The sequence below is a fragment of the Marinobacter sp. W-8 genome, from assembly GCF_044342215.1.
Taxonomy (GTDB): Bacteria; Pseudomonadota; Gammaproteobacteria; order Pseudomonadales; family Oleiphilaceae; genus Marinobacter; species Marinobacter nauticus.
Genome location: NZ_CP172297.1, coordinates 841,296 through 865,572, shown reverse-complemented (window position 1 = coordinate 865,572; position 24,277 = coordinate 841,296). Strand labels below are relative to the sequence as shown.

At 58.2% G+C, this 24,277-nt stretch carries 21 protein-coding genes and 2 tRNA genes; 18 read left to right on the top strand and 5 right to left on the bottom strand.

Translation table 11 applies throughout. The features are described from left to right. Window positions 1-188 precede the first annotated feature (188 nt). From ACF8YQ_RS03960 to ACF8YQ_RS03890, 15 genes are all read left to right on the top strand, one after another. On the top strand, window positions 189-1,946 hold the full coding sequence (locus tag ACF8YQ_RS03960; RefSeq protein WP_396622643.1) for a tetratricopeptide repeat protein: 1,758 nt from the start codon (window positions 189-191) through the stop codon (window positions 1,944-1,946). Further along, window positions 1,943-2,569, top strand: a complete 627-nt coding sequence (lolB, locus tag ACF8YQ_RS03955; RefSeq protein WP_023011481.1) for a lipoprotein insertase outer membrane protein LolB — start codon at window positions 1,943-1,945, stop codon at window positions 2,567-2,569. Before ACF8YQ_RS03960 ends, lolB begins: the two co-directional genes overlap by 4 nt. 3 nt (window positions 2,570-2,572) lie before the next feature. Continuing rightward, on the top strand, window positions 2,573-3,436 hold the full coding sequence (gene ispE, locus ACF8YQ_RS03950) for a 4-(cytidine 5'-diphospho)-2-C-methyl-D-erythritol kinase (RefSeq protein WP_396622642.1): 864 nt from the start codon (window positions 2,573-2,575) through the stop codon (window positions 3,434-3,436). Window positions 3,437-3,458: 22 nt separating this feature from the next. After that, window positions 3,459-3,533: transfer RNA gene (locus ACF8YQ_RS03945), tRNA-Gln, on the top strand. Between the two features lie 52 nt (window positions 3,534-3,585). Beyond that, window positions 3,586-4,536 (top strand): ribose-phosphate diphosphokinase, encoded by a 951-nt coding sequence (locus ACF8YQ_RS03940; protein WP_011785828.1) that lies wholly within the window; start codon window positions 3,586-3,588, stop codon window positions 4,534-4,536. A 165-nt stretch (window positions 4,537-4,701) separates the two neighbouring features. Then, window positions 4,702-5,340: a 50S ribosomal protein L25/general stress protein Ctc gene (locus tag ACF8YQ_RS03935; protein ID WP_396623273.1), complete on the top strand. Its 639-nt coding sequence runs from the start codon at window positions 4,702-4,704 to the stop codon at window positions 5,338-5,340. Between the two features lie 21 nt (window positions 5,341-5,361). Then, window positions 5,362-5,952, top strand: a complete 591-nt coding sequence (pth, locus tag ACF8YQ_RS03930) for an aminoacyl-tRNA hydrolase (RefSeq protein ID WP_396622641.1) — start codon at window positions 5,362-5,364, stop codon at window positions 5,950-5,952. A gap of 83 nt (window positions 5,953-6,035) precedes the next feature. Beyond that, a complete protein-coding gene (gene ychF, locus ACF8YQ_RS03925) occupies window positions 6,036-7,127 on the top strand; it encodes a redox-regulated ATPase YchF (protein ID WP_011785831.1) in 1,092 nt (363 codons plus the stop codon). 91 nt (window positions 7,128-7,218) lie between these two features. After that, a tRNA-Met gene (locus ACF8YQ_RS03920) sits at window positions 7,219-7,295 on the top strand. A 109-nt stretch (window positions 7,296-7,404) separates the two neighbouring features. Then, window positions 7,405-7,848 (top strand): PACE efflux transporter, encoded by a 444-nt coding sequence (locus ACF8YQ_RS03915; protein ID WP_396622640.1) that lies wholly within the window; start codon window positions 7,405-7,407, stop codon window positions 7,846-7,848. 25 nt (window positions 7,849-7,873) lie between these two features. Then, window positions 7,874-9,085, top strand: a complete 1,212-nt coding sequence (locus tag ACF8YQ_RS03910) for a serine hydrolase domain-containing protein (protein ID WP_396622639.1) — start codon at window positions 7,874-7,876, stop codon at window positions 9,083-9,085. Between the two features lie 117 nt (window positions 9,086-9,202). After that, on the top strand, window positions 9,203-10,480 hold the full coding sequence (locus tag ACF8YQ_RS03905) for an O-acetylhomoserine aminocarboxypropyltransferase/cysteine synthase family protein (protein ID WP_396622638.1): 1,278 nt from the start codon (window positions 9,203-9,205) through the stop codon (window positions 10,478-10,480). 133 nt (window positions 10,481-10,613) lie between these two features. Then, window positions 10,614-11,660 carry a lipoyl synthase gene (lipA, locus tag ACF8YQ_RS03900; protein WP_396622637.1) on the top strand — a complete coding sequence of 349 codons (1,047 nt, stop codon included), beginning with the start codon at window positions 10,614-10,616 and terminating at the stop codon, window positions 11,658-11,660. A 9-nt stretch (window positions 11,661-11,669) separates the two neighbouring features. Then, window positions 11,670-12,890, top strand: coding sequence for a methyl-accepting chemotaxis protein (locus tag ACF8YQ_RS03895; RefSeq protein WP_396622636.1), 1,221 nt, complete (start codon window positions 11,670-11,672; stop codon window positions 12,888-12,890). A gap of 48 nt (window positions 12,891-12,938) precedes the next feature. Beyond that, on the top strand, window positions 12,939-15,416 hold the full coding sequence (locus tag ACF8YQ_RS03890) for an RND family transporter (protein WP_396622635.1): 2,478 nt from the start codon (window positions 12,939-12,941) through the stop codon (window positions 15,414-15,416). A gap of 51 nt (window positions 15,417-15,467) precedes the next feature. Here the strand turns inward: ACF8YQ_RS03890 and ACF8YQ_RS03885 are convergent, their stop codons facing one another. Continuing rightward, the gene (locus tag ACF8YQ_RS03885) at window positions 15,468-17,522 is read right to left on the bottom strand and encodes a BCCT family transporter (protein WP_396622634.1); all 2,055 of its coding nucleotides are present in this window, start codon (window positions 17,520-17,522) and stop codon (window positions 15,468-15,470) included. A 243-nt stretch (window positions 17,523-17,765) separates the two neighbouring features. Beyond that, a complete protein-coding gene (locus tag ACF8YQ_RS03880; protein ID WP_396622633.1) occupies window positions 17,766-18,215 on the bottom strand; it encodes a Spy/CpxP family protein refolding chaperone in 450 nt (149 codons plus the stop codon). A 236-nt stretch (window positions 18,216-18,451) separates the two neighbouring features. Here ACF8YQ_RS03880 and ylqF point away from each other — a divergent pair, with 236 nt between their 5' ends. Continuing rightward, window positions 18,452-19,375: a ribosome biogenesis GTPase YlqF gene (gene ylqF, locus ACF8YQ_RS03875; protein WP_222198069.1), complete on the top strand. Its 924-nt coding sequence runs from the start codon at window positions 18,452-18,454 to the stop codon at window positions 19,373-19,375. Window positions 19,376-19,634: 259 nt separating this feature from the next. After that, window positions 19,635-20,381, top strand: coding sequence for a fumarate/nitrate reduction transcriptional regulator Fnr (fnr, locus tag ACF8YQ_RS03870; RefSeq protein WP_224851149.1), 747 nt, complete (start codon window positions 19,635-19,637; stop codon window positions 20,379-20,381). Between the two features lie 28 nt (window positions 20,382-20,409). Here the strand turns inward: fnr and ACF8YQ_RS03865 are convergent, their stop codons facing one another. Then, entirely contained in the window at window positions 20,410-21,282 is an 873-nt protein-coding gene (locus ACF8YQ_RS03865; RefSeq protein ID WP_224851148.1) for a sugar nucleotide-binding protein, read from the bottom strand. Between the two features lie 169 nt (window positions 21,283-21,451). Here ACF8YQ_RS03865 and ACF8YQ_RS03860 point away from each other — a divergent pair, with 169 nt between their 5' ends. Next, window positions 21,452-21,814 carry a hypothetical protein gene (locus ACF8YQ_RS03860; RefSeq protein ID WP_396622632.1) on the top strand — a complete coding sequence of 121 codons (363 nt, stop codon included), beginning with the start codon at window positions 21,452-21,454 and terminating at the stop codon, window positions 21,812-21,814. Here ACF8YQ_RS03860 and alr read toward each other — a convergent pair. After that, the gene (gene alr, locus ACF8YQ_RS03855) at window positions 21,783-22,856 is read right to left on the bottom strand and encodes an alanine racemase (protein ID WP_396622631.1); all 1,074 of its coding nucleotides are present in this window, start codon (window positions 22,854-22,856) and stop codon (window positions 21,783-21,785) included. The two genes, ACF8YQ_RS03860 and alr, sit on opposite strands and share 32 nt — an antisense overlap. Further along, window positions 22,856-24,262, bottom strand: a complete 1,407-nt coding sequence (gene dnaB / locus ACF8YQ_RS03850; RefSeq protein ID WP_396622630.1) for a replicative DNA helicase — start codon at window positions 24,260-24,262, stop codon at window positions 22,856-22,858. The genes alr and dnaB overlap by 1 nt, the downstream gene beginning before the upstream one ends. Window positions 24,263-24,277 lie beyond the last annotated feature (15 nt).

Below are 24,277 nucleotides of genomic sequence, written 5' to 3'. Positions count from 1 at the left end.
TTCTACCGGGGCAACTGCTCAGTCGCCACCCGAAAACCCGTCGCCTTCGGCAAGTGCGGACAGGTTGGGCAAGTTCAGATGCTTATGCCATTATAGGGCCTTGGCCGTGGCCGCAACCCGATCTGCCTCAATTACCGGGCAGAAAACGGTTTTCACAGACCTATCGCCGATAGCACACAGGAAGTTGCATGCAAAAATCCGCACCGTATCTGGTTACCTGCCTGTTGGGACTCACTCTCGTCACACTTCCGGGCTGCGCCGTATTTTCTGGCACCCCGGAACCCGCCGATGAGGTAACCGGGACCGATACCCCCGCAGCTACCCCGCCTGCCACGCCCATCAACTATGCCGAATTCGAACCGGAAGTGCTTTATCAGCTTCTGTCGGCTGAAGTGGCCGGCCAGCGTGGGCGCTACGATGTCACCCTGGTCAATTACCTCCAGGCTGCGAAAACCTCACGGGACACCGGCGTGATTGAGCGGGCCATGCGGATCGCCCAGTCTCTGAATGCAGACAATGCCCAGCAACAACTGGCTACGCTCTGGCTGGACGTGGACCCCGACAATCTGGAGGCACATCGGATATCGGCCATTCAGGCGGTCAAGCGCCAGAAACTGGAAAACGCCCTGTTCCATATGGAGCAGATCATGGACCAGGGAGAAGACGCGGATTTTGACAGCCTGGCAGCCATGGCCGCGGGCCTGCCGCCAGCGCAGCAACAGGAGCTGTTGACGCTCTACAGTCAACTGGCAGTCAAGCACCCGGATAACCCCGAACTGCAGTACAGCATTGCCCTGCTGCAAAAAATTACCGGCACCCCGACCGTCGCCCTCCGGCAGATTAACCAGTTGCTTGAGCAGGCGCCGAACTTCCAGCCCGCCATCATCCTCAAGGGCGATCTGCTCTACCAGACCGGGCAGAAACGTGAGGCCCTGAATTACCTGACGACCAATACCCGGCGCTTCCCGGACAACCGCCAGATGGGCACCCTCTATGGCCGCATGCTGATTAACGAGGGCGAACTGCAGGCCGCCCAGGACGAATTTGAACGGCTGGTAAAACGCTATCCGGACACACCGGGGCTGAGACTTTCACACGCCCTGGTCGCCCTGGAAAATCAGCAGCCCGCCTTGGCCCGGGAGGAACTGACCCGCCTGATCGAGCAGGGCCACCACGAGGACGAAGCCAGCTATTACCTGGGACGCATTGAGGAAGATGCCGGCAATACGGACCAGGCGATCGAATACTACCAGAGCGTGGAACGGGGAAATTATTTCTTCCCGTCGCTGGCCCGCGCCAGTGAACTGCAAGCCCAGGCCGGCGATCTGGACCAGGCCATTGCCCACATCCAGAGCCTGCGCGAAAGGGCCCCGGACCATGCCGAGAAATTCTGGCTGCTGGAGGTGAATCTGCTGATCGATCAGGAGCAAAATAAACAAGCCCTGACCGCAGCTGATGCTGCGCTGGAAAACTACCCGAACAATGTTGAACTGCGCTATGCACGGGCGATGCTGCAAGACACCATGGGAGAACCGACTGGCGCAGAGCAGGACCTGAAAACCATCCTTGAAGCGCAACCGGAAAATGCCGTTGCTCTGAACGCCCTGGGCTACATTCTGACGGTGCGTACCAATCGCCTGGATGAAGCCCGCGGTTATATTGAAAAAGCCCTTGAGCTGGACCCGGAAAACCCGGCCATTCTGGACAGCATGGGATGGATACTGTTTCGCCAGGGCGAAACGAATCAGGCCCTCGACTTTCTGGCCCGTGCCTGGGAAGCCTACCCGGACCCGGAAGTAGCGGCACACTATGGCGAAGTCCTGTGGGTAACCGGTAATGAAGAACAGGCACGCATCATCTGGGAAGAAGGACTGGACCAGAACCCGGACCATGAAATTCTTCGGGAAACCATCGACCGGTTGACCAGTGATGGGGCCGACCAATGATCCGAAGACTACTCGGCGTGGCACTGCTAACCGGTGCCATAACCGGCTGTACCACCATCCAGCTGGAACCCTTGCCCGAGGGCATGACCAACCAGCCGCCCGCCGACTGGGCCGAGCGCAGCAACCACCTGAGCCGCTTTGACCAATGGCAACTGAGAGGAAAGCTGGCGGTAAAACAACCCTCAGACAGCGGCACTGCCATTATCAACGGCTGGCGCCAGCAGGGTGAACGCTACGACCTCTCGCTGTCATCCTCATTCCTGGGCATGGGCACAACACGACTCACGGGCGTTCCGGGCTTCATAGAATTAACCCTGGCCAATGGTGAGACCTACCAGTCCTCAGACCCGGAAACCCTGGTGGCCGCCGCTACAGGGTGGAACCTGCCCATCGACAACCTCGCCTGGTGGGTTCGAGGATTGCCGGCGCCGGAGGGTGATTTCCGCCTGCTGTTCGACGAACAGCACCAACTGGCCATCCTGCGGCAGGATGGCTGGGAAATTCGCTATGACCGCTGGCAGCCATTCATTGACAGCCTGCCCGCGCTTCCTGCCCGGATCACAGCCCTGAACGGCGACAAACGGGTACGCGTGGTCATCAGCGAATGGCAACAAGAGGACTGAGTATTGTTAAACTGGATTACCCTGCCCTCGCCCGCCAAACTCAACCTGTTCCTGCATATCGTTGGCCGGCGCCCGGACGGATACCACGAGCTCCAGACCCTGTTCCAGTTTCTGGACTATGGCGACGAACTCACGTTCACACTGACTCCGGAGCAGCCCGGCATACGACTGGCAGAACCCGTACCAGGTGTTCCGGACAGTGACAACCTGGTGATCAGGGCAGCCAAAGCCCTGGCCGCAACCACTGAGAACACGCTCCCCGGCGTTACCATTCACCTCCACAAACGCTTGCCCATGGGCGGCGGCCTGGGTGGCGGCAGCTCCAACGCCGCAACCACCCTGCTTGCAATGAACCGCCTCTGGGGACTGAATCTGGGCGAAGACCAGCTTGCAAAAATCGGCCTGCGCCTGGGCGCCGATGTGCCGGTATTTGTGCGTGGCCATGCAGCCTTTGGCGAGGGTGTCGGCGAAAAACTGACCCCCACAAACCCGCCGGAAGACTGGTTTGTGGTGCTCAAACCCGAGTGCAACATCTGCACCGGAAAGATTTTTTCAGCCGAAGGGTTGACAAGGGACACACCAAAAATCAAAATACGCCCCGCTTTTGAGGGAGACGCCTCGAGGTACCGAAACGACTGTGAGGATGTAGTTCGAAAACTGTATCCTGAGGTTAACCAGAGCCTGGAGTGGCTTTCACAATTCGGACCTGCAAGATTAACCGGAACCGGGGCTTGCATTTTTGGACGTTTCCCGACAGAATCCGCAGCCCGGATTATCTGGGAAAGCAAACCCTCCGGCATCACGGGGTTCGTAGCTAAAGGGGTGAACCAGTCACCTCTGCACAAAAAGCTGACAGAGCTGAAATGATGCCAAAAAAGCACGATGATATTGGGGTGTCGCCAAGTGGTAAGGCAACGGGTTTTGATCCCGTCATGCGCAGGTTCGAATCCTGCCACCCCAGCCACCTTTCTCCCGCTTCTTCTGAATCAAACGCCGATACTGAGAAGGATGCTGTCGTGTCCAAATTGATGATTTTCGCTGGCAATGCCAACCCCGAACTTGCGCGTGATATTGCCAGAAAACTCCATATTCCCATGGGCCAGGCCACTGTAGGCCGCTTCAGCGATGGCGAGACCACCGTTGAAATCAATGAGAATGTTCGTGGTCACGACGTTTTCATTATCCAGCCCACCTGCTACCCCACCAACGACAACCTGATGGAACTGATCGTGATGGCTGACGCCCTGCGTCGTGCATCCGCCACACGAATCACTGCCGTTATTCCTTACTACGGCTATGCCCGCCAGGATCGTCGCGTTCGCTCTACCCGGGTAGCCATCAGCGCCAAAGTGGTCGCCGACATGATTTCCAGCATTGGCGTGGATCGTGTGCTGACCGTAGACCTGCACGCCGACCAGATTCAGGGCTTCTTCGATATCCCGGTGGACAACATCTACGCCACCCCGGTACTGCTTGAAGACATCGAAAAACAGCGGTTCGAGAACTTTGTCGTCGTATCTCCGGACGTAGGCGGCGTTGTCCGCGCCCGTGCTGTTGCCAAGCGCCTGGATGATGCCGACCTGGCCATTATCGACAAGCGTCGCCCCAAGGCCAACGTTTCCCAGGTAATGCACATCATCGGTGACGTCCGCGACAAGACCTGCATCCTGGTGGATGACATCGTCGACACCGCCGGCACACTGTGCAAAGCCGCCAACGCGCTCAAAGAGCACGGCGCCTCCCGCGTGGTTGCCTACATTACTCACCCGGTACTTTCCGGCCCGGCTATCGAGAACATCAACAACTCGGAGCTGGACGAACTGGTGGTGTGCGACACCATCCCGCTGGGTGACAAAGCCAAAAATTGTGATAGAATCCGCCCCCTCAGCATGGCTGGGCTGCTCGCCGAATCCATTCGCCGCGTGAGCAACGAAGAGTCCATCAGTGCCATGTTCGAGAACGTCTGAACAGCCTTATCGCTGTAACCCTCAGACTTAAAGGCAGTTTCCGGGTCGGGAGTCCAACAGGGCTCCCGACTCTTTTAGTCGATCGGAAAACTCCGGTCTTTTTGAAATGCTCATCTGTTCAGAGCCTGGTCGCGGGCCGCTCAGATGACCAACGAGGTAATTACCATGTCTCAGGATTTTGTTATTGAAGCATTTCCTCGTGACGATCAGGGGAAAGGTGCGAGCCGCCGCCTGCGTCGCGAAGAGCGTAAGATTCCGGCCATCATCTACGGTGGCGGCAAAGACGCAACTCCGGTCGCCATCTGGCACAATGAACTGAAAAAGGCCATCGAAAATGAAGCCTTCTTCTCTCACATCCTGACCGTCGACATTCAGGGCAAAAAAGAGAGCGTGATCCTGAAGGATCTGCAGCGTCATCCGTACAAGCCCATCCTGACTCACGCCGACTTCCTGCGCGTTGACAAGGACCACGAGATTCACGTTAACGTACCGCTGCACTTCATCAACGGAGACACAGCTCCGGCCGTGAAACTCCAGGGTGGCATTGTTTCCCACACCATGACCGAAGTTGAAGTGATCTGTCTGCCGCAGAACCTGCCCGAGTTCATCGAAGTCGACCTGAACGAAGTCGAGATGGACCAGGTAGTTCACCTGAGCGACCTGAAACTGCCGAAAGGCGTTAAAGTTGCCGCTCTGCAGCAGGGCGAAGACCACGACCTGCCGGTTGCCTCTATTCACAAGCCGAAAGGCGCCAAGGCGGACGACGCCGAAGCAGCCGAAGGCGAGGAAGGCGGCGAGGAGTAATCACTCCGGGGGCAACGGCGAATGGCACAGGATATTGTCATGGTGGTTGGACTGGGAAATCCCGGTGCCGACTACGAGAATACCCGCCACAACGCCGGCGCCCTGTTCGTCGAAGCGCTGGCCCGCGAAGCGGGTCAGACGCTCCGTCCCGAAAAGAAATACCACGGGCTGTACGCCCGCATTCAGTGGCAGGGCCTTGACCTGCATTTGCTGAACCCCAGCACCTTTATGAACCGCAGCGGCATTGCCATCAAAGCCCTGGCGGACTTCTTCAAGATCTCCCCTGAACAAATTCTGGTTGCCCACGACGAGCTAGACCTGCCTCCCGGCACGGCCAAACTCAAGAAAGGCGGCGGCCACGGTGGCCACAACGGGCTGCGGGACACCATCGCCCATCTGGGCACCAACGATTTCCAGCGCCTGCGCCTTGGCATTGGCCACCCCGGCGACAGTCGCAAAGTCACCGGTTTTGTACTGGGCCGACTGGGCAAACAGGAAACCGAACAATTGACCGCCGTGTTTGACGAGGTCATACGGGTATTACCGGATGCCGCCGCCGGCAAACTGGCTGCCGCCATGAACCGTTTGCACAGCTTCAAACCAACGCCCTGAGCAAGGCACATCCCCTTACTCGCACCCTTACCGATACACCGGTATAATCCGCCCAAATTTTTCAGTTCCAGCAGAGGCATTCCATGGGATTTAACTGCGGCATCGTCGGCCTTCCCAACGTCGGCAAATCCACCCTGTTCAACGCACTGACCAAAGCCGGCATCGGCGCGGAAAACTTCCCGTTCTGCACCATCGAGCCGAACGCCGGCGTGGTGGCCATGCCAGACCCGCGCCTCACCAAACTGGCGGAGATCGTCAAGCCGGAACGGGTGGTGCCCACCACCATGGAGTTCGTCGACATCGCCGGCCTGGTCGCCGGCGCCTCCAAGGGCGAAGGCCTGGGCAACCAGTTCCTGGCCAACATCCGCCAGACCGATGCCATTGCTCACGTGGTGCGCTGCTTTGAAGACGGAAACGTCATCCACGTGGCCAACAAGGTAGATCCCGCTTCCGACATCGAAGTGATCAACACCGAGCTGGCCCTGGCCGATCTCGACACCGTAGAGAAAGCCATCAAACGCGTCCAGCGCGTCGCCAAGAGTGGCGACAAAGAAGCCAAGGCCCAACTGGAAATGTTTGAAAAACTGTTGCCGGTACTGAACGAAGGCAAGCCAGTGCGCAGCATGGGCCTGGACAAAGACCAGATGGCACTGATTCGCGAGCTTTGCCTGCTTACCGTCAAACCCACCATGTACATCGCCAACGTGAACGAAGACGGCTTCGAGAACAATCCCCACCTGGACAAGGTGCGTGAGATTGCCGCTTCTGAAAACGCGGTCGTGGTACCCATCTGCAACAAGCTGGAAGCCGAGATCTCTGAACTGGAAGACGAAGAGAAATCCATGTTCCTGGACGAAATGGGCATGGAAGAACCTGGGCTGGACCGTGTGATCCGCGCCGGTTACGGCCTGCTTGGCCTGCAAACGTACTTTACCGCCGGCGTGAAGGAAGTGCGTGCCTGGACCGTCAGAATCGGCGCCACAGCCCCTCAGGCGGCTGGCGTTATCCACACCGACTTCGAACGCGGCTTCATTCGGGCCGAGGTGGTGAGCTACGACGATTTCGTACAGTACAACGGCGAAGCCGGCGCAAAAGATGCCGGCAAATGGCGCCTGGAGGGCAAGGATTACATCGTCAAAGACGGCGATGTTATTCACTTCCGGTTCAACGTGTAATTTTCGGTATTTTTTGGCCGCAAAGCCTTGACAGGCTGAGCCCAAATACCGAAAATACGCGCCTCGTTTGGGGCGTGTCCCGAAGCGAAATGGCAAGGTAGCTCAGTTGGTTAGAGCACAGCACTCATAATGCTGGGGTCGGCGGTTCGACTCCGCCCCTTGCTACCAGTATTCTGAAAGCCCGGCTCGAAAGATCCGGGCTTTTTCAGTTCTGGGGACGACCCCACCCTTCCCGGGAATAAACGCGGGACGACCCGCCTACGTTACTCCCAATATCATGCGTACCACCAGAGACAGAATTCGTCAGGCCATTTCCTTTGAAGTGATAGGCCTGCTCATCTCCACGCCCCTGGCCGCCTTTGCCTTCGGCCTGGATCTCGGCGAAACCGGGGTGCTCGCGGCGATCGGTGCCACCATGGCCACCCTGTGGAACTACCTCTTCAATCTCATGTTTGATCACGCCTTAAAGCGGTTCACCGGCACCACTCGGAAAACCCTCAAGCTGCGCTTCCTGCATGCCATCAGTTTCGAGTTCGGGCTGATGCTGGCGTTCCTCCCGGTGATCGCCTGGTGGCTCGATATCGGCCTGCTGGAGGCGCTGATCGTGGATATCGCCTTTGTGGTGTTTTACCTGGTTTACGCCTTTGTGTTTACCTGGTGCTACGATACCGTGTTTCCCGATAAAGATGCCGGCCCGGCATCTGCCAACCAGACCCGTTAAACCGTACAAAAGGCTGCCCGTTGCCATGCAGGAATCAATCACCTCCGGCGTTTCACTGGAGCGCCTGAAGCGTATTACCCGCCACTTTGACCAGAACTACATTCAACCCGGCAAGATCCCGGGGGCGGTCACACTGGTGGCCCGGCATGGCAAGGTTCTCTGGAGTGAAGCCCAGGGCCTGAGAGATGTCGAACGCAACCTGCCCATGGAACGGGATACAGTGTTCCGCATCTACTCCATGACCAAACCCATCACCAGCATTGCCATGATGCAGCTGTACGAACAGGGCAAGTTCCTGCTCAACGACCCGGTGCACAAGTACCTTCCATCCTGGCGGAACCTGCGCGTCTACAAGGGAGGCAGTCATCCGGACTTCGAGACGGTTCCGGCAACCAGCACTATGACCATCCGGGATCTGATGACCCACACCTCAGGGCTGACCTATGGCTTCACCGAGCGAACCGAGGTGGATGCCGCCTATCGCAAACTGAAACTGGATGGCAGCACCATTCTTACACTGGACAAGCTGGTCGACCGGCTGGCCGAGTTACCGCTGGAGTTCTCGCCCGGCACCGCCTGGAACTACTCTGTGTCTACCGATGTCCTGGGCTACCTGGTTGAGCTGCTCTCCGGCCAATCCCTGGACAGCTACTTCCAGGAGCACATCTTTGACCCACTGGGCATGACCGATACCGGGTTTCATGTGCGACCGGACCAGCAGGAACGCTTTGCAGCCTGCTATCTGTACCAACCCGGCAACACCATGAAACTCCAGGATGATCCGGAGCGGTCCCGCTATCTGAAGGAACCAAAATTTCTATCGGGTGGCGGCGGGCTGGTCTCGACTATTGATGATTATTTCCGCTTCGCCCAGGCCCTTTGCCAGGGTGGCGAATATCAGGGCCAGCGCATCATCGGCCGCAAAACCCTGGAATTCATGCGCCTGAACCACCTGCCGGGCGGCCAGGATCTCCCCGCCCTGTCGATTGGCGGCTTCAGTGAAACACCTTATGCCGGCAGCGGCTTCGGGTTAGGTTTCTCGGTCAAAACCGATATCGCCAAATCCGCCACGATCGGTTCGCCGGGGGAATTCGGCTGGGGTGGCCTGGCCAGCACCAGTTTCTTTATCGACCCGGTGGAAGATCTGGTGGTGATTTTCATGACTCAACTGATGCCGTCTTCGTCCTACCCCATACGACAGGAGCTCAGAGCTCTGGTATACGGCGCCCTGGACTGACTCCGCACTCTACCGTATATCGGTATAACCGCTGGAACCGTGCCGAAGCCCGATTGCCTGTGGCATACTCGGCTCCTTAAACCAATAACGAACAATCCACCAGCAAGGAACGTTGTGATGAAACCAGCAACTCTCGCGCTGCACGCCGGCTTCAAGAGCGACCCGACCACCAAGGCCGCCACCACGCCGATTTACCAGACCACCTCTTACACCTTCGACGACACCCAGCACGGTGCCGATCTGTTTGATCTGAAAGTTCAGGGCAACATTTACACCCGCATCATGAACCCGACCAACAATGTACTGGAAGAGCGCATGACCGCGCTGGAAGGTGGCGTTGGCGCACTGGCAGTAGCATCCGGCATGGCCGCAATTACCTACGCTCTGCAGACCATCTGCAAGGTGGGCAATAACATCGTCAGCACCAGCCAGGTATACGGCGGCACTTACAACCTGTTTGCCCACTCACTGCCCAATCAGGGCATTGAGTGCAAGATGGTGCGCCACGATGATTTTGAGGCTGTCGAAAACGCCATTGATGACCAGACCCGCGCCCTGTTCTGCGAATCCATCGGCAACCCGGCCGGCAACGTGGTGGATATCCAGAAGTGGGCCGAAATTGCCCACAGGCACGGCATTCCGCTGATTGTTGATAACACTGTAGCCACACCCTTCCTGTGCCGTCCATTCGAGCATGGCGCAGATATCGTCATTCACTCGCTGACCAAGTACATCGGCGGTCACGGCACCACGGTGGCTGGTATCGTAGTGGATTCCGGCAAGTTCGACTGGAAAGCCAACGCCGATAAATTCCCGATGATGAACCAGCCGGACCCCTCCTACCACGGAGTGGTTTACACCGAAGCTCTGGGCGCAGCTGCCTTTATCGGCCGCTGCCGTGTCGTGCCTCTGCGCAACACCGGCTCCGCCCTGTCGCCATTCAACTCGTTCCTGATTATGCAGGGTCTGGAAACTCTGGCACTGCGCATGGAACGTCACTGCGAAAACACCGAAAAAGTTGCGCAATTCTTGCAAGATCACCCGGCCGTTGAATGGGTGAACTATGCAACTCTGGCCAACAGCCCTTACAAGGCCACCTGCGACAAAATCTGTGGCGGCAAGGCTTCCGGCATTCTGAGTTTCGGCATTAAAGGCGGCCGCGAAGCCGGCGCGAAGTTCATCGATGCGCTGGACATGATCCTGCGCCTTGTAAACATTGGCGATGCCAAGTCCCTGGCCTGCCACCCGGCCACCACCACCCACCGGCAGCTCAATGCTGACGAGCTGAAAAGTGCCGGTGTCAGCGAAGACCTGGTGCGGCTGTCCATCGGCATTGAAGACGCCGACGACATCATTGCCGACATCACCCAGGCCTTGGACAAATCCCAGGCCTGATATCGATCAACCGGGTACGACCAATGTCGTGCCCGGTTATACCCCGTGATTCCCCCTACCCGCCTTGTAACTGCCCTGCCGCAGGATTACTCTTTAAGGTTCTCCATACCCTGATCCGAGAGTTTCCGGCCCCATGAGCGACAGCGCAAAGCCCCGCATTACCAGTGGTTCCAAATTCCGTAACGAACACGGTTTTTCCGCCATCAAGGACGGCGTGAAGCGTTCTTCATCACACACGGAAGACAAACCCCTGGAGCGCAAGCCGAAATGGCTGCGGGCGCGCATGCCCGGTGGCGAGCGCTACGATGCCGTGCGCCGCAATGTCTCAGAGCATCGCCTGAGCACCGTATGCCAGGAATCCCACTGCCCCAATATCGGTGAATGCTGGACCAACGGCACCGCCACCATCATGGTGATGGGCTCTGTGTGCACCCGCGCCTGCAAATTCTGCGCGGTCGATACCGGCAACCCCAAAGGCTGGCTGGACCCGGAAGAGCCGGAGAACACCGCCAAGTCTGTTGAGCTGATGGGGCTGCGTTACATCGTGCTGACCTCGGTCGACCGGGATGATCTGGACGACGGCGGCGCGGCTCACTACGCCGCCTGCGTATCTGCCATCAAACAGCGCACCCCGGAAGTAGCCGTTGAAGCTCTGACTCCGGACTTTGATGCGGTGATGAGCGATGTGGAAAAGGTGGTAGATTCCGGCCTGGACGTCTTCGCCCAGAACGTGGAAACCGTCAAACGCCTGACCAGCCGTGTGCGAGACCCCCGCGCCGGTTACGAGAAAACCCTGAGCGTGCTGGCCCACGCCAAGAAACACCGGCCGGATGTGCTAACCAAGACCAGCCTGATGGTCGGCCTGGGTGAAACCGAAGAAGAAATCCTGGAAACCATGGATGACCTGCGTGCGATCGGCGTAGACATCCTCACCATCGGCCAATACCTGCGCCCCACCCCGAACCACCTGCCGGTGGAACGCTATGTGACTCCGGAAGAGTTCAACCGCTACCGTGAAATCGGCCTGGAAAAGGGCTTTATGGAAGTGCCATCCGGCCCCATGGTGCGCTCCAGTTACCGGGCCGACCGGGTATTCGACAAGAACAATCTGGGCCTGAGCGTGCCGGAGGTTCCCGTGCCCGACAAGGCGATGCAGATTCCGGTCAAGGCCGTTGACTGAGAGCTGCCAATGCTGACCCTGTTGCGAAATATCCGGCTGAAGTACAAATTCTGGTTGCTGAATATTCTCGTGTTTGCGGTGCTCTGCCTGCTGGTGCTTTATGCCATGCAGGTGATCGCAGGCCAGACAGAATCCAGCTTCAGCCAGGTATTTGCAGACACCGCGCCGGGCTTTGCACTGATCGTGGCGGTGCTCATGGCGCTGGAGATGGCCGGTTCCCAGCTGCTGATTTCCTTTATCGAACGCCATGTTAACCGGCTCAAGAACACCATGGTTGCGGTGCAGACCAGCGGCGACCTGAGCCGTCGGGCCGACGTCGACTCCCGGGATGAAATTGGCGAAATGGCCGCTGCCTTCAATGCGATGCAGGATCGTACATCTGATGTCGTTCGCAGTATGAAAACGGCCACCGAGCACCTGCACCAGGAGGTCGAATCTCTCACTCAGCGGGCCGCCGCACGCAGGGACAGCCTCACCCGGCAACAGGACGGCGCCAATCGCTCGGCCGAATCCGTTGAGGCCATGCTACAGAGCTTTGTGGGCATCGCCGAACAGGCAGGCATTGCCAAAACCCTGTCAACAGAAGCCCGGGAGACTGCGGTAAATGGCAGCCAACGGGTCAGCCAGAGCGCCGACAGCATTCGCAGGCTGGCGGGCGTGGTTCGCCAGTCCGCTGGCAGCGTGCAGTCACTGGCAGAAAACAGCCATGAGATTGGCCAGACCATTACCGAAATCAAGGGCATTGCCGAGCAAACCAACCTGCTGGCCCTCAATGCCGCCATAGAAGCCGCCCGCGCGGGCGAACAGGGCCGGGGCTTTGCGGTGGTTGCCGAAGAAGTCCGGAACCTGGCGCGCCGGGTTCAGGACTCCACCGACCAGATCCAGACCACCCTGGATCGCCTGTTGGCCTCCATGAATACCGCTGTCGAACAGATGACAGGCAGTTCAGACGACGCCGAGCGATGCGTGGAAGAATCCGAGAAGGGGCGCCAGGCCCTGGAAGCCATTAACGAGGTGGTCGGTCGTATCGACCGGACCAATCAGGAAATCGCGGATATGTCTGCTGAGCAGACCGCCGATACCGATCAGGTACTGGCCAATGTTCAGGACATCCGGGAAACCACCCGGAACATGGTTGTCCAGCTCTCGGAAAGCGCGGATATGACGCAACGTCTGGAGCAACTGATCCGTTCACTGGAAGAAGCCTCGGCAAAGGTCACAGTTCGCTGAGGTTTGTGGCACACTCTGCACTCGTTTTTGACTGCAGAGTTGTAACTCATGAATCGCCTTGGCGCCTTCTACGACCGTTTTATCCTGCCCCATCCCTGGATTGTCCTGGCCCTGTTTGCCCTGCTACTGGCACTGACCGCCCTGCGTTTTGATCAGTTCCGACTGGATGCCTCGGCAGAATCCCTGGTGCTGGAAAACGATCGTTCGCTGGAGCAGTACCGGCAGGTAAACCAGACCTTCACCACCTCTGACGATTTTCTGGTGGTCACCTACACCCCCAACGAGCCCCTGTTCACCACCGAAGGCCTGTCGCGGTTAAGGGCTCTTCGCGACGAGTTGCAGGCTCTTGGCGCCGTCGGTTCCACCAACAGCATTCTGAATGTACCGCTGCTGCACAGCCCGGACCTGACGCTTGATACCGTCGACAGCGAAATCAAGACCCTGGACGAACATGATATAGCGCCCCAAACCGCCCGCCAGGCCCTGCTCGACAACCCCATGTACCCAAACCTGCTGCTCAGCGAAGATGCAGGCACCACGGCAATCCAGGTAAACCTGCCGACACCGGAGCGCTATTTCGAACTGCTGAACCACCGCAACGAACTGCGAGACAAGGCCACTGGCGGCAATGCCAGTGCCGAAGACCAACTGCAACTGGAGCAGGTCAGCCGGGAGTTCATCGACTACACCGAACAACTGGGTGCCGAGCGCGATGCCACCATCCAGCAGGTGCGCCGCATTCTGGACAACCACCGGGAGCACGCCAGCATCCATCTAGGCGGCGTGCCGATGATCGTGGCCGACATGATCCGCTTTATCGAAAGCGACCTGTCCACCTTCGGCCTGGGCGTGCTGGCGTTCCTGCTGCTGACCTTGGCTATCATTTTCCGCCAGTGGCGCTGGGTGTTGGTGCCGCTGCTGTGCTGCGGCTTCACGGTGTGGCTGATGATCGGCTTTCTGGGCTGGGCCCAGTGGCCGGTCACGGTCATTTCCTCCAACTTTATTTCCCTGCTGCTGATCATGACCCTGTCGCTCACCATCCACCTGATTGTGCGTTACCGGGAATTTCAGCACGACGAACCCGGTGCGCCACCCCGGGATATACTGCGCCGCACCATCATGGCCATGGTCAAACCCTGCTTTTTCATGGCCGTAACCACCATTGTCGCCTTTGGCTCACTGACCTTCAGCGGTATCCGGCCGGTGATCGACTTCGGCTGGATGATGACCCTGGGCCTCACCGTGGCGTTCCTGATCACCTTCCTGGTCTTCCCCGCCCTGCTCAGCCTGCTGCCACCGCCGCTGGACAACCGCGTAACGTCAAACAAAGTGCCCTTCACTGACGCCTTTGCCCGCTTTACCGAGCATTTCGGTGGTACGGTTCTTGTCGGCTCGGCGGTTATCGCCGTGCTGTGTGTGATCGGCCTGAACCGGCTGACGGTGGAAAATAGCTTTATCGACTACTTCAAATCGTCCACCGAAATCCACCAGGGCATGATCACCATCGACGACCGGCTGGGCGGAACCACCCCGCTGGACGTGGTGATAACCGATGAGCCGGCGCCCGAGAACCCGGGCAACGATCCCTTCGCCAGCGATTGCGACCCGTTCCTGGACGACTGCGGTGACGAGGAATACCGGGACACCTGGTACACCTATCAGAAAATGCGCCAACTCGGTGAGGTGCATGATTACCTGCATAGCCTGCCGGAGACCGGCAAAGTCCTGTCCATCCAAACCACCCTGGACCTGCTGGCCCAAGTTAACGGCGGCGAGCCCCTGGACGCCCTCGAGCTGGCCTTTGTGCCCGCCGCCGTACCGGACGACCTTCAGGACATCCTGCTGACCCCTTATATTTCTGAGGAGCAGGACAAGGCACGGTTCAGCATCCGCATACTGGAAACCCAGCCAGACCTGCGCCGGCAGGAGCTATTGGACAAAATCCGCCACCACCTGAGCACCGAACTCGGCTACTCCCAGGACCGCATCCTGCTCTCGGGCATGACGGTGATGTACAACAACATGCTGCAGAGCCTGTTTGACTCGCAGATCAAGACCATCGGCGTGGTGTTTGGCGCCATCCTGGCCATGTTCCTGCTGCTGTTCCGCTCGGTGAAGCTAGCGCTGATTGGTATGGCACCGAACCTGATCGCCGCAGGCTCGGTGCTGGGCCTGATGGGTTGGCTCGGCATTCCACTGGATATGATGACCATTACCGTGGCCGCCATTACCGTTGGCATCGCCGTGGATGACACCATTCATTACATCCACCGGTTCAAAACCGAGTTCGCCAAAGACGGTGACTACCTGGCCACCATGCACCGCTGTCATCGCAGCATCGGCCAGGCCATGTTCTTTACCTCGCTGACCATCATCTCCGGGTTCTCGATTCTGGTGCTGTCGAACTTTATTCCCACGATCTACTTCGGCCTGTTCACCGGCTTCGCCATGTTCATGGCGCTGCTTGGCGCTTTGACCCTGCTGCCCCGGCTGATTGTCCTGCTCAAGCCTTTCCCTGTTCCATAATAAAGAACCCCGCCGGAGCATGGCTCGGGCGGGGTTTTTGCCGTTACCGGATCAGGCCTTGCCTGGCTCCGGGTCGTCCGGGGTGTTGATCATGTCATCATGCTCATCCATATCCCAGGGCAGTTTGCCCGGCGAGATATCCAGGAAGTGCAGGTAGTTCTCGAACTGGTCGAGAATGTCCTTGATGATGTCATGCTCATCGTAGCCGTACACATCGTAGGAACGACCGCCCCGACGCATGTACACCTCGGCCCGATAATAGACTTCCGGCTTGTCCGGGTCGCGCTTGAGCTCACCATAAACAAAGCCCGGCATCGAGTGCTCGGTCAGACGCACATCGTAGATGAAGTCGACATGGTGCTCCCGGTGCACCTGCAAGTGAGAGCGCTGGTTTTCAGAATCAAACTCGGCGGTCGCATCCCAGCCCTTGGCCTTCAGCTCCTGCTCCACTTCCCGCATAGCATTCATGGCCGTGTTCTTGATGAACATTTCCACTTCCTTCTTGCCCGGGAATTCCACAATGGCCGCCAGGCGATGCTTCCACTGGGAGCCGGTCATATGCCGGTTAGTCATCATATGGGCCTGCAGACTGGTTTCACGGTGTCCTTCAATCACCAGGGCCCGCCACATACCCACAGCAGCAATCAGCATGATAATGGCAAACGGCAGGGCGCTGGCTATGGTCATGGTCTGCAAGGCACTCAGCCCGCCTGCCAGCAGCAGCACCGCTGCAACCGCACCTTCCAGCACGGCCCAGAACACCCGCTGCCATGCCGGGGTGTTGATCACGCCACCGGAAGCCAGGGAGTCAATCACCAGCGAGCCGGAGTCAGACGAGGTGACAAAGAAGGTGATGATCAGCAACACCGTCAGCAGAGAAATAAAGAACGACCAGGGCAGCACGTCGAACAGTTTGAACAGGGCAACCGCGTGGTCATCCTGCACGTCCGTGATCAGCGTGTTCAGACCTTCATTCATGATCAGGTTCAGGGCGGTGTCGCCAAATACCGAGAACCACAGGAAAGTGAACACTGACGGCACCAGCATCACACCGAACACAAACTGGCGGATGGTGCGGCCCCGACTGATCTTGGCGATAAACATGCCCACGAACGGCGCCCAGGCAATGGTCCAGCCGAAGATGAACAGCGTCCAGTTACCGATCCAGTCACTGCGGGTGTAGGCCTGCAGGTTGAAGGTACGCTCGACAATACCGCTCAGGTAGCTGCCGGTATTCTGCAGGAAGGTTTCCAGGATGTGGATGGTGGGCCCGACCACAAACACAAACAGCATCAGGGATACCGCCAGCACCATATTGAGGATAGACAGGCGTTTTACCCCTTTGTCCATACCCGCTACCACAGACACGGTCGCCGCCGCGGTAATCACCGCAATGGCTATAATCTGCACCGTGGTGCTGATCGGGACACTTTCCCACAGGTAGTTGATACCCGCGTTAATCTGGGTAACCGACAGGCCCAGGGTGGTGGCAATACCGAACATGGTACCGAGGATGGCAAACACATCCACGGCATGGCCGATGGGGCCGTAGATTTTCTCGCCAATCAGCGGATACAGGGCAGAGCGGATGGACAAGGGCAAACCGTGACGGAAAGCAAAATAAGCCAGTACCAGCCCCACCAGGCCATAAATCGCCCAGATGTGGAAACCCCAGTGGAAAAAAGCAATCTGCATGGCCTGTTTGGCGGCATCCACCGTTTCGGGCGCGCCGGCCGGTGGCGTGGCGTAATGTAGAACGGGCTCGGCCACACCGAAAAACAGCAGTGCGATGCCATAACCTGCCGAAAACAGCATGGCAAACCACTCAGGGAATGAGTATTGAGGCTCTGCGTGATCCGGACCAAGCTTGATGTTGCCCCATTTTGAGGCCCCCACCGAGACAATGAAAACCAGGAAAATCGCCACCGAAAGCATGTAAAACCAACCAAATGTCTCGGTGATCCAGCTGAGCGTGGCACTGAAGGCTCCGCCAGCAAGCTCAGGGTTACTGATCGTTCCAACAACCAGCAGCAATGCCACAACCACCGCTGGAATGAACACAGGAACCAGAATCGTCGAACGAATTGCCTTCGTATCTGAAGCCATATACGTCATCCATGTTGTTAGGTTATTGGGTCATTTTATATAGGAAGAAAAGCATTATTTGGATTACACGCACACAATCACCTGTGTCATAAACCTATAGAACAGGCAGTGGATTCGTGCATGAATTTGGGGAACCAAAAGTCGGATTTTGAGCACAGGAAAGGAAACATACTGAAGATGGGGCTCCGGCAAGAACAGCCGGAGCCTGTCAGATCAAGCCTGACTTACTGGAATTGCACTAACTTACTGCTGGCCCTGAGGCTGCATCATCTGACGCTGTTGTTGCATCTGCTGCTGCATCTGTTTCATGCGGTGATCCAGCTCATCACGCTGCTCCTGGGTGAACACCGCATCCACCTTCGCCTGCATCAGGGCAGAAAGCGCTGCAATTTCACCGGTCACATCACCGAGTTTAGCGGCATTGTCACGAATGGCAGACTCGTCGTAATCCGGCTTGATCTGCTCTTGCAGGTCTTCCTGCAGCGAGCGGGCATCCTGGCGCAGTTCGCCGATTTCGCCCTGCATGTCGTCGATGATGCCGCGAATCTCGGTTTGCTGTTCTTCAGACAGCCCCACCATCTGGGCCAACTGGGCAACCTGATCCGGCTGACCACCCGGCGCCTGCTGTGCGAGAGCCGGCGCTGAAAGGCTCAGGGCAACAAGTGCGGAACCGATGAATTTTGCAAGCTTCATACTGTTCTCCATCATTAAGGCGGCCACTCGGGTACCACCACGGATTGGCTTTAATCGTTTGAAGTGACACCCTAAAGCATTCTCCTGCTTCATTTCACCCCGACATCCCTTCAATTTGTACAGGTTCTCAGTTTGATTCGCTCTGAGGGCGCGGCACTGGCGGGATTTGATGAATGTGAAAATTTGGTCATTCCCCTGCATAATGGCGCCTTTCAGCAACAGGTGGAGCAACACCGATGGCGATTAACTGGTTTCCCGGGCATATGCACAAGGCTCGCAAGGAGATCAAACAGGTCATGCCCCAGATGGACCTGATCATCGAGGTGGTAGACGCCAGAATCCCGTTCAGCAGCGAAAACCCGCTGGTACCGTCGCTGCGTGGCGACACGCCGCTGATCAAGGTTTTGAATAAGCGAGACCTGGCAGACCCGGCGATCACCGAACAATGGCTGGCCTGGATTGAAAAGGAACGCGGAGTGAGGGCCATCACCCTCACCCACAACCAGCGCCAGGAAGCCTTGGGCATCCTCAAGCTGGCCGGGGAAATGACCCCGACCCACAACCGGGAGAGAAGCGCCCTGCGGGTGATGATTCTGGGCATCCCCAACGTCGGCAAATCCACGCTGATCAATACCCTGGCCGGCCGGCCCGCCGCCAAAACCGGCAATGAGCCGGCGGTTACCCGGGCGCAACAGGCCATCAAACTGCCGGACAACGTCCTGCTCTACGATACCCCCGGCTTCCTCTGGCCCAAGCTGTCGCCGGAACAATGTGGCTATCGCCTGGCGGTGACCGGTGCTATCCGCAGTGCCGTGCTGGATTTCGAGGATGTTGCGCTGTTCGAGGCGGATTATCTGATTGCTCACTACCCGGAACTCGTCGTCAACCGCTACGGACTGGACGAGACACCGGCGGACGGGCTGGCACTGATGGACGCCATCGCCGTAAAACGCCGCTTCCTGGGGCGCGGCGGCGTACCGGATCTGCACAAGGTTTCCGAAGTGCTGCTGAATGAATTCCGGGCCGGAACACTAGGCCGGATCTCGCTGGAAACACCGGAGATGGTGGAGCAGGAGCTGATTGAAACCCGGGCCCGGGAACAGGCCGAGGCAGAAGAAAAAGCCAGGAAAGACGAGCAGCGCAAGAAGCGAAGAGGCTAGACGGAAAAGGCGAACGAGCAAAGACTAAAGTTTGGGCATAAGACTAGCCTTTTTGCTATACTTGATTTAAATCAAGGTGACTGAAACCAGATGTTTCAGCATTGGCACCCATGGGAATCCGCCGCATGCCCAGGTATCCGGATCGCCCAGGGTGTCCGCCCCGAACGCAGGCAAAAGCCTTGCCTGCAGAGGGCTGAGGACGCACCGCACATTTCTTCGGTGCGGTTTTGAATGGATCAACCCGGATGGTTCGTCAACTATGGCCCAGGCAATTCGACTTCACCAAGTATCTCCTCTCAAGGCCTCCTGTCACCAGTGCAGCCTGAGCAACCTGTGTCTACCTCTGGCCATTGAAGAGAACGATCTTGATCGCCTTGAGGACATTGTCCAGCAGGGAAAAATCTATAACCGCGGCGAACATATTTTCGACCAGAGCACCCCGGTTCGCTCCTGCTTTGCGGTCAAGAGCGGCTCCATCAAGACCTCAATTATTACCGAGGGCGGCGAAGAACAGGTAACCGGTTTCTTCATGCCTGGTGAACTGGTGGGGCTGGACAGCATGAGCAGCGAGAACTATGCCTGCACGGCCAAAGCGCTGGAACGTACCAGCGTATGTGAATTCCCGGTCGACAGGCTTGAGAAACTCACCGGCAAGCTGCCGGAACTGCAGCACCACATGTACCATTTGATGAGCCAGGAAATCCAGAACAGTCATCAGCTGGCCATGCTGCTCAGCAAGAACACCGCTGAAGAGCGCATTGCCGCACTGCTGCTGTCGCTGTCCAGTCGCTTCCGTCGCCGGCGCATGTCGGCGACCAATTTCAGCCTGCCCATGGCCAGGAACGACATTGCCAACTTCCTGGGCCTGGCGGTTGAAACCGTGAGCCGGGTATTCACCCGCTTCCAGAATCAGGGCATCATCCGCGCTCGCGGGCGGGAAGTGGAATTGCTGGATGTGGAAGCCCTGCAGATGGTAACGCGGGATTTCGCCCGCCAGGGCCAGTAAACACCAGCCAGTCACACCCTGAGCGGGTTCAGGAGCTTGCCGGAGCCCGCTCAGCGCTGTTCGATTCCTTCAACATCGCGACCTCCTCAGACAACCAGGTGCGCCACGGCATCTGTTTGATGCCGAAGGTATTGCGGATTTTGGTACACACCATGGTGGTGTTCACCGGTTCGATGTGGCCCCAGTCGGGCACCTCATCCACCACCTTGATACCCTCAGGAATACCGGGCATGCCGGCAATCGCCAGCCCCAGCTCGTAAAGATTGATCTCCTCTGCCCCGGCATACTGATAGGTACCCCAGACTTCAGCACCGCAATCAATCTGAAGCGCCACTGCCACGATCACCCGCGCCAGATCCTTCACTGCCACCGGTTGCCCCTGGCAGCGGCCGGGCAAAGACAGACCACCCTGCGCCGTGCTTTGCTGAACCTTGCCAATGAACCGGGCCAGACTCCAGCCGGTACGCAGAATAATGTGCCGGGGGAGCTGCGTTCTCAGGGCCTGCTCACATTCCCATTGCCAGCGACCCAGCTCGTTAACAGGCTGCCCCGGATTCGACGCAATGTAGGCGCCCTGTTTCCGACCATCAAACACGTAACACGAAGAAAGCTGGAGCAAGGCCATGTTGCGCTCTCGGGCATGCTCGGCCAGCGCGAGCGGCAAGGAAAACGCCGCTTCGTGAGTGGCCTCACGGTTTTTCTCCGCCTTTTCCGGATCCGCCAGCCACAGCGCATTGATAATCAGCGCGGTGTCTTCGGGAATCCAGTTATCCAGGGCATGCAGGTCGACATTGGCAGGGTCACTGACCAGCAACGGACTGACCCGCAGATGCGTTTCCCGCAGGCGCTCCAGCAGAACCTTGCCAAGCGGGCCATAGTCGTGAACAACAAGTACATGCACGGGGAAACAACGCCTCCGGAATATCACTGATGTGACGGATGTCAGGAAACACTCGGGCCAATGGCCCGGAGCACTACTTTACTGCAGTATCATGCAGCCTGAAACGTCAGCCTTACGGGGAGCCGGTGAACGCTCCCGGATCGACAAGCATACAACAACGGGAATCCCAATGCTGAAACAACAGAGCCATATAGTGGCCCCTATCCCCGATGAACTCAGAACCCGGGCTCTTTATACCGTCAGTGAGCTCAAAGGCCGCGGCAAAGCCGACAAGCAGGCCATCGACCAGCTGTATGAGCTCATCGTTGAACTGACCGAATCCGGGCTGGATTTCTTTTTCCTTGAGCCGCTACGCCGCCTGAATGCCGGCAGCATGATGATGGGAATGGCCAAAATGGGCATCAGCAGCATGCTCAAGGGCAGCAAGATGGTGATTCACAAAGTCCTCAAGAAACTGGACGATCGAAGCCTGGCGGCGATTCTCGATTTCATCGAAGAAATCATTCATGAACCCGAGGTACCCGCGACGTAACGCCGGTGAGCAACTCATAGCCAATGGTACCGGCGCAGGTGGCCACTTCGTCGACACTGACGGTTTTGCCCCAGAGTTCGACCATATCGCCCTCGCGGGCCTCAGGGACGGCGCTGAGGTCTACCGCCAGCATGTCCATGGATACCCGCCCCAGCAAGCGGATTCGCTGGCCGCGCACAGCGGCTGGCGTTCCGGTACCCGCGTGACGCGGGTAGCCATCGGCATAACCAATGGCCACCATGCCCATCCGGGTGTCCTGGCTGGCCGTCCAGGACGCACCATACCCTACCGATTCCCCGGCACGGACCACGCGAGTGGTGATCAGAGGAGCCTGCAAGGTCATCGCGGGGCAGAGCCCCAGCTCCGGGCCGGTCTTGCCCTCCATGGGTGACGCCCCATACAGCATGATGCCGGGGCGGCTCCATTCATACAGCGACTGATTCGGGCGAAAGTGAGCCGCGGAATTACCCACACTACGCATCAAATCTGGCCAGGGCGCTACCGCCCGCTCAAAAATCCGGGTCTGGAGCCCGGTCATCTCACTGGCCAGATCATCGGCACAGGCAAAATGAGTAACAAAACCAATCGCAAGGTGCTTCAGGCCCGCTTCCTCAAGCCCGGCCATCACCTCCGGCAGCTCTTCGGGCCGGAAGCCGAGACGGTTCATGCCGGTATTCACCTTGATCCAGAACCTCGGAGAACGCCCGGAACCAAGCCACGATAGCTGCTGCTGACTATGGAGTACCGGCTCAAAACCCGACTGCTCACATTCGGCCAGGTCATCCTGTTGATGGGTGCCCTGCAGCAGTACCACGCTGTGCCGATGGCCGGCATCCCGAATGGCCATGGCTTCCTCGATACACGCCACCGCAAACCGACTGGTCTCCGGGGCCAGAGCATCAGCAACCGAGCGAATGCCATGGCCATAGCCATCGGCTTTGACCACCGCCATGGCATAGGCGGTTCCGGCCAGTTCCCGGGCCCGGCGGAAATTGTGTTTCAGGGCGTCAAGGTCAATGCGGGCAACGGTGGGGCGTGGCATTAATAATCCCCACCGTAATCGCTGTAATCGCCGTGCGCCAGGTCTTCGAATTTGGTGTATTTACCGATGAACGCGAGACGGATGGTACCGATCGGGCCATTCCGCTGCTTACCAATAATGATCTCGGCAATGCCCTTATCCGGCGTATCCTCGTTGTAGACCTCATCCCGGTATACGAACATGATCACATCGGCATCCTGCTCGATCGCACCGGATTCCCGCAGGTCCGAGTTGACCGGGCGTTTGTTGGGGCGCTGCTCCAGACTCCGGTTCAACTGGGACAGCGCCACAACCGGGCAGCCCAGTTCTTTGGCAATACCCTTGAGTGAGCGTGAGATTTCAGAAATCTCCGCAGTCCGGCCTTCAGTGTTACCCGGCACCCGCATCAACTGCAGGTAGTCGACCATGATCAGGCCAATCTTGCCGCCGTTCTCCCGCGCCACCCGACGGGCCCTGGAGCGCATTTCTGTCGGGCTCAGCCCCGGAGTGTCATCGATATAAAGCGGCTTATCCTTCAACAGACTGACGGCAGAGGTAAGCCGGGGCCAGTCATCCTCTTCCAGCTTGCCGCCCCTCACTTTGGTCTGATCAATGCGACCAAGCGACGACAGCATACGCATGGCCAGCGCATCTGCGGGCATCTCCATACTGAACACCAGTATCGGGGTGCCGGTGCTGATCAGCGCGTTCTCAACAATGTTCATGGCAAAGGTTGTCTTACCCATGGAGGGTCTCCCCGCCACGATGATCAGGTCCGCCGGCTGCATACCCGAAGTCTGGTCGTCCAGGTCGCGGAAACCGGTAGTCAAACCGGTCGTCTGCTCGCCGGACTCAAAAAGCTCTTCAATCCTGCTCAGAGTTGTAGCCAGGATGGGATTGATAGCCTTGGGGCCGGAGCCTTCCTTGGTGCGAGCCTCGGCAATCTGGAACACACTGCGTTCTGCTTCGTCGAGGATATCGTTACTTTTTCGCCCCTGCGGGTTGAAGGCGGAATCGGAGATCTTGCCGGACACCTCCACCAGCTGCCGCAGAATGGAGCGTTCTCGCACAATTTCAGCGTAGGCCCGGATATTGGCGGCACCGGGTGTTTTCTCGGCCAGTTCAGCCAGATAAGACAGGCCACCGGCATCCTCAATATCGCCGGCCCGTTCCAGAAACTCGGCCAGGGTAACCACATCCAACGGCTCACTCTCGCTGGCCAGGCGCTCCACGGCGCCGAAAATCAGGCGATGGTCCTGCCGGTAAAAATCAGCCGCTGAAATAATTTCGGCGATCTCGTCAAACCGACGGTTGTCCAGCATCAGGCCGCCGAGCACCGCCTGTTCAGCCTCGACCGAATGCGGCGGGACCTTGATGCGACTGGTTTCCGGATCAATAGAAGCAGGTTTCAGAGTGGGATTGGCCATAGACACCGACATCAG